Genomic DNA, 6,141 nt, shown 5'->3' on the forward strand with positions numbered 1-6,141 from the left:
GTGCCTGGCGATCCGTGCCGAGCTGAACGAGCGGAGGCGCTTACGGCGCGCCGTCCTCGAACTGCTCCTTGGGCGGGGGGATCAGATCCACACGCTTCAGGCCGACCACCAGCAACAGCGCCGCTGCCACGTAGATGGACGAGAAGGTCCCCGCGACCACACCGATGATCAGTGCGATGGCGAAGTTGTGGATCATGTCACCGCCGAGGAAGTACAGCGCCAGCAACACCAGCAAGGTGGTGCCGGAGGTGGACAGCGTGCGTGACAGCGTCGCGTTGATGGCGTCATTGAAGATCGACGGCATGTCATCGGTACGCGATTTGCGGATGTTCTCGCGAATGCGGTCGTAGACGATGATGGTGTCGTTCAATGAGTAGCCGATCACGGCCAGCACCGCGGCCAGTACCGTCAGGTCGAAGTCGAGTCCGAACAGGGCGAAGATGCCCAGCAGGATGATGACGTCGTGACCCAGCGAGATGAGTGCGCCGAGGGCGAACTTGTACTGGAAGCGGAAGGCCACGTAGACCATCACCACGGCCAGGGCGAGCAGCATGCCGAGACCGGACTGGTCACGCAGCTGATCACCGACCTGGGCGCCGACGAACTCGGCGCGGATCAGGTTGACGCTGTCACCGGTGGCCTGCAGATGCGCCACGATGTCATTGCCGATGCCGGCTTCGAAGCTCTGCTGCAGACGCACCAGAATCTCGTTGCTGGCACCGAAGGTCTGGACCGAGACATCCTTGTAGCCGGCGGCTTCCAGTGTCTGGCGCACGCTCTCCAGCGCCGGTGCCGCCTGGTATTTCACTTCCACCAGGGTGCCGCCGGTAAAGTCGAGGCCCAGGTTCAGGCCATGAATCACAAGGGCGCCAATGGCCACGATCGTCAGCACGATGGAGACGATGAAGGCCGCGCGCCGCTTGCTCATGAAGTCAAACTGTCGCATCACGATGGCCCCTCAGATCCAGAGTTTCTTGAGTGTCTTGCCGCCAATGGCAAGATTGATGATGCCGCGCGAGACCATGATCGCCGTGAACATCGACGTCAGGATGCCGATGGACAGCGTCACCGCGAAGCCCTTGACCGGGCCACTGCCGATGGAGAACAGGATCACCGCGACCAGCAGGGTGGTGATGTTGGCATCGACGATGGAGGTGAAGGCGCGCTCGAAGCCGGTGTGCACCGCCTGATGCAGCGGCATCTTGGAGCGCATTTCCTCGCGGATACGCTCGAAGATCAGCACGTTGGCATCCACCGCCATGCCCAGTGTCAGCACGATACCGGCGATACCCGGCAGGGTCAGGGTGGCGCCCAGCATCGACATCGCGGCAATCAGGATCGCCAGGTTGGCGGTCAGGGCCACGTTGGCGACGACACCGAAGGCCTTGTAGCGCGCCAGCATGAACAGCACGACCAGCAGCAGGCCCAGCTCGACGGACAGGATGCCGCGCGAGATGTTCTCGGCACCGAGGCTCGGGCCGATGGTGCGTTCCTGCACGAAGTAGATCGGCGCGGCCAGTGAGCCGGAACGCAGCAGCAGCGACAGCTCCTTGGCTTCCGTCGGCGAGTCGAGGCCGGTGATGCGGAAGCTGTTGCCCAGTGCACTCTGGATCGTCGCCAGACTGATCAGCCCCTTCTCGGTGTACGGGATGCGCTTCTCGACCTTCTCGCCGTCTTCCATCACGGTGCGCGTGCGGGTCTTGTGCTCGATGAACAGCACCGCCATGTTGCGGCCGATCGCGGCACGCGTGACGCGGTTCATGATCGAGCCACCGGTTCCGTCCAGGTTGATGTTGACCTGCGGACGGCCGCTTTCATCGAAGCTGGTGCTGGCGCTGGAGACGCTGTCACCGCTGATGATCACGTCCTTCATGATGTTGGCGGTGCGGCTCGGCTGGTTGCGGAACGCGAAGCTCTCCATCTCGCTGGCCGGCGTGTCGCTGGCCGCTTCCAGACGGAATTCGAGGTTGGCGGTGGCACCCAGCACGCGCTTGGCGGCGGCCGTGTCCTGCACGCCCGGCAGCTCGACCACGATGCGGTTCGGGCCCTGGCGCTGAACCAGCGGCTCGGACACGCCCAGCTCGTTGACGCGATTGCGGATCGTGGTCAGGTTCTGATTGACCGCGTAATCCTGAATCTCCTTGACGGCGGCGGCGGTCAGGGTGAGGTCCAGTACGGCCCCACGCTCGACATCGCGCTCGTCGTATTCGAAGTTCTGGAAGTCGCGCGAGATCAGTGAGCGCGCCTTCGAACGGTCCTCCTCATCGGAGAACGTCAGGCTCAGGGTGCCGTCGTCGACTTCGCTGCCGCGGTAGCGGATACGCTCCTCGCGCAGGGTTTCCTTGATGGCGCTGGCGTTGACTTCCAGGCGCTGCTTGACCGCGGCGTCCATGTCGACTTCCAGCTGGAAGTGGACACCGCCGCGCAGGTCAAGGCCCAGCTTCATCGGTGAGGCACCGAGGCTGGCCAGCCACGACGGCGTGGCGTCGGCCAGGTTCAGCGCGACGATGGCGTCATCGCCGAGCGTCTCGCTGATCAGTTCCTTGGCGCGCAGCTGCTGGTCGTTGCTGGTAAGGCGAATCAGGCCGGTGGAACCGTTGAGTTCCCCGGATTTGGGCGTGATGCCGGCGTTTTCGAGGGCACTGGTGGCGCGATCGAGGTCTTGCTGGTCGATGGCCTCGGCGCCGCTGGCGGCACTGATCTGCACAGCCGGGTCTTCGGGGTAGAGATTCGGCAATGCGTAGATCACGCCGACGGCAAGTACCAGGCAGATCACCAGGTACTTCCAAAGCGGATAGCGGTTGAGCATGGCAGCCCTGTCCTTGGTGGAGCGGGAGAGAAAAGCATGCTGCCGGCACAGGGGCCGGCAGCAGGAGGGATCAGATGGACTTGATGGTGCCCTTCGGCAGGACTGCAGCCACGGCAGACTTCTGCACGTTGACTTCGTTGCCTTCGTTCAGCTCCATGGTGATGAACTGCTCGCTGACCTTGGTGATGCGGCCAACCAGGCCACCACCGATGACGACTTCGTCACCCTTGGCCAGGTTGCCGATCAGGTTCTTGTGTTCCTTGGCGCGCTTGGACTGCGGACGCCAGAGCAGGAAGTAGAAAATGACCACGAAGCCGACCAGCATGACGATCTGGCCGATGGCGCCGCCGCCGGCGACAGCCGCTTCGGCTTCCGCGTGTGCGGCAGGAATCAGGAATTCCAGCATGTGTATCTCCAGAGGTTACGAGTGAACTGTTGTTATGCAATGAGCGTGATTCAGGCTCTTCTTCACGTCTGGCTCGAGTCGAATATCAAGACGACCGGAGGATTTGGCCCCCGGTCGTCATTCGCCTCGATCAGTCGGCCAGCGGCGGCACCGGCAGGCCGCGCGCGGCATAGAACTGTTCCACGAAGTCCTGCAATGTACCCGCTTCAATTGCACCGCGCAAACCAGCCATCACGGTCTGGTAGTAGCGCAGATTGTGGATGGTGTTGAGCATCGAGCCGAGCATTTCTCCACAGCGATCAAGGTGATGCAGATAGCCGCGCGAGAAATTGGTGCAGGTGTAGCAATCGCAGTCCGGGTCCAGCGGTGAGGTGTCACGCTTGTGGACGGCGTTGCGGATCTTGACGGTGCCCGTCGGCGTGAACAGGTGGCCGTTGCGCGCGTTGCGGGTCGGCATCACGCAATCGAACATGTCGACGCCACGCCGCACGCCCTCGACCAGGTCTTCCGGCTTGCCGACGCCCATCAGATAGCGCGGCTTGTCTTCCGGCATCCACTCGGGGAGGTAGTCGAGAACCTTGATCATCTCGTCCTTGGGCTCGCCCACGGACAGGCCGCCGATGGCGTAGCCGTCGAAATCGATCTTCTTGAGGCCCTCGAGGGACTTCTCGCGCAGGTCCGGGTACATGCCGCCCTGGATGATGCCGAACAGCGCCGACGGCGAGTCGCCATGCGCGTCGTAGGAGCGCTGCGCCCAGCGCAGGGACATCTCCATCGACTTGCGCGCTTCATCATGGGTGGCCGGATACGGCGTGCACTCATCGAAGATCATCACGATGTCGGAGCCCAGCGAGCGCTGCACCGCCATCGATTCTTCCGGGCCCATGAAGACCTTGGAGCCATCGACCGGTGAGCGGAAGTGAACGCCCTGTTCGGTGATCTTGCGCGTCTTGCCCAGCGAGAAGACCTGGAAGCCGCCGGAATCGGTCAGGATCGGCTTGTCCCACTGCGCGAAGTCATGCAGATCGTCATGCGCTTCGATGACTTCCGTGCCCGGGCGCAGCCACAGGTGGAAGGTGTTGCCGAGGATGATCTCGGCGCCGATGTCCTTGATGGACTCCGGCGTCATGCCCTTGACGGTGCCGTAGGTGCCCACCGGCATGAAGGCCGGGGTTTCCACGGTGCCGCGCGGGAAGGTCATGCGGCCACGACGTGCACGGCCATCGGTCGCGAGCTTTTCAAAGCTCATGAAGCATTCTTTACGCATGGTGCTCTCTTTGCTTGGCGGCGAAACAGGCCGCAGCTGGTGTGTCGATGCCACTATGCCGCAGCATAGCGCGGGGCGCGTTAACTGCGCATGACATGGCCCTTGGCGAATGCCGGGGCCATGTCAGAAGAGGGGATTCAGGCGCGTTCCAGCAGCATGGCATCGCCATAGCTGAAGAACTGGTAGCGCTCTTCCACCGCCGCCTGATAGGCCGCCATGGTGTGCTCGTAGCCGGCGAAGGCCGAGACCAGCATCAGCAGGGTCGATTCCGGCAGATGGAAGTTGGTGATCAACAGATCCACCACCTGCCATTCGTAGCCCGGGTAGATGAAGATGTCGGTATCGCCGGAGTAGGGGGCCAGCTCACCAGCGTGGGCCTTGGCGGCGCTCTCGAGGCAGCGCACGCTGGTGGTGCCGACGGCGACCACACGGCGGCCGGCAGCGCGGGCACGGGCGATCTTGTCGCAGGCTTCCTGACCGACCTCGATCCACTCGCTGTGCATGTGGTGCTCGAGAATGCTGTCGACGCGTACCGGCTGGAAGGTGCCGGCGCCCACATGCAGGGTGACGAAGGCGGTCTCGATGCCTTTCTCGGCCATGGCGGCCATGATCGGCTCATCGAAGTGCAGGCCCGCCGTCGGGGCGGCCACGGCGCCATCGCGCTTGGCATAGACCGTCTGATAGCGCTCGCGATCCGACAGCTCGTCATCCCGAGTGATATAAGGCGGCAGCGGCATGTGGCCGTGCTGGTTGAGCAGCTCGATCATCGGCGTCTCGCCGTGGAAGCGCAGCTCGAACAGCGCCTCCTGACGGCCTTCGACCACGGCCGTGATGCCACCTTCGAAGATCAGCTCGGTACCCGGCTTGGGCGACTTGCTGGAGCGGATGTGCGCCAGGCCACGATGGGCGTCCAGCGGACGCTCCAGCAGCATCTCGATCTTGCCGCCGGAGGCTTTCTGACCATGCAGACGCGCGGGGATCACGCGGGTGTCGTTGAACACCACGACATCGCCGGGTTCCAGCTGCTCGAGCAGATCCGGGAAGCGGCGGTGCACGATCTCGCCGCTCTTGCCATCCAGATGCAGCAGACGGCAATCGCTGCGCTGCTCTGACGGGTAGCGGGCAATCAGCTCATCCGGCAGGCTGAAATCGTAATCGCTGCGCTGCATCGGGCGCGCGTCGTTAGGTGTGGCAACGCCCGAGGCATCACCGGAATCGATACGTGACATGGCCAACCTGACACTCTGATAGCACGAGGCGCGTGGTGCGCTCCGTGGCATGCGTACATGCACAATGGGGAGATGCCGCCCTGAGACACTGGCGCTCTCGTCGCGAGCGCATGACTCCCTTTCTGCGGGTGGGGCAGTCAGGTGCGACACTCTCGAGGCCTTGGCTGTCCGGGCAGACGAAAAAGGTCGCTCATGATACCCAATGCCATCGTCCACGCGAAGACCCGTTTGCGGGCGACACGCCTCAGTCCACTGCGGCGTGGGGTGTGAGGAAGCGCTCCATGTGTCTGATCTGACGCCAAAACTCGTTGACCTTGGCGCAATGTCCCGTATAATTTCGCTCCGTTGCCGGTGTGGCGGAATTGGTAGACGCAGCGGATTCAAAATCCGCCGCTTAATAGGCGTGTCGGTTCGAGTCCGACCACCGGCA

General features: G+C 63.2%; 5 protein-coding genes and 1 tRNA gene. 1 reads left to right on the forward strand and 5 read right to left on the reverse strand.

Annotated elements, in window-relative coordinates; all coding sequences use genetic code 11:
* Positions 1-40: 40 nt before the first annotated feature.
* The 5 genes from secF to queA all read right to left on the reverse strand — a co-directional run bounded on the left by secF (position 41) and on the right by queA (position 5,651).
* Positions 41-946 (reverse strand): protein translocase subunit SecF, encoded by a 906-nt coding sequence (gene secF, locus AC4FAH_RS07280; RefSeq protein WP_284893320.1) that lies wholly within the window; start codon positions 944-946, stop codon positions 41-43.
* Between the two features lie 12 nt (positions 947-958).
* Positions 959-2,809, reverse strand: coding sequence for a protein translocase subunit SecD (gene secD, locus AC4FAH_RS07285; RefSeq protein ID WP_054556870.1), 1,851 nt, complete (start codon positions 2,807-2,809; stop codon positions 959-961).
* A gap of 70 nt (positions 2,810-2,879) precedes the next feature.
* On the reverse strand, positions 2,880-3,215 hold the full coding sequence (gene yajC, locus AC4FAH_RS07290; RefSeq protein WP_043333819.1) for a preprotein translocase subunit YajC: 336 nt from the start codon (positions 3,213-3,215) through the stop codon (positions 2,880-2,882).
* A 130-nt stretch (positions 3,216-3,345) separates the two neighbouring features.
* A complete protein-coding gene (tgt, locus tag AC4FAH_RS07295; protein ID WP_490245823.1) occupies positions 3,346-4,464 on the reverse strand; it encodes a tRNA guanosine(34) transglycosylase Tgt in 1,119 nt (372 codons plus the stop codon).
* A gap of 155 nt (positions 4,465-4,619) precedes the next feature.
* Positions 4,620-5,651, reverse strand: coding sequence for a tRNA preQ1(34) S-adenosylmethionine ribosyltransferase-isomerase QueA (gene queA, locus AC4FAH_RS07300; protein ID WP_107336757.1), 1,032 nt, complete (start codon positions 5,649-5,651; stop codon positions 4,620-4,622).
* Positions 5,652-6,058: 407 nt separating this feature from the next.
* Between queA and AC4FAH_RS07305 the strand changes: the two genes are divergently transcribed.
* Positions 6,059-6,141, forward strand: a tRNA-Leu gene (locus tag AC4FAH_RS07305).

The organism is Cobetia sp. (assembly GCF_983723665.1).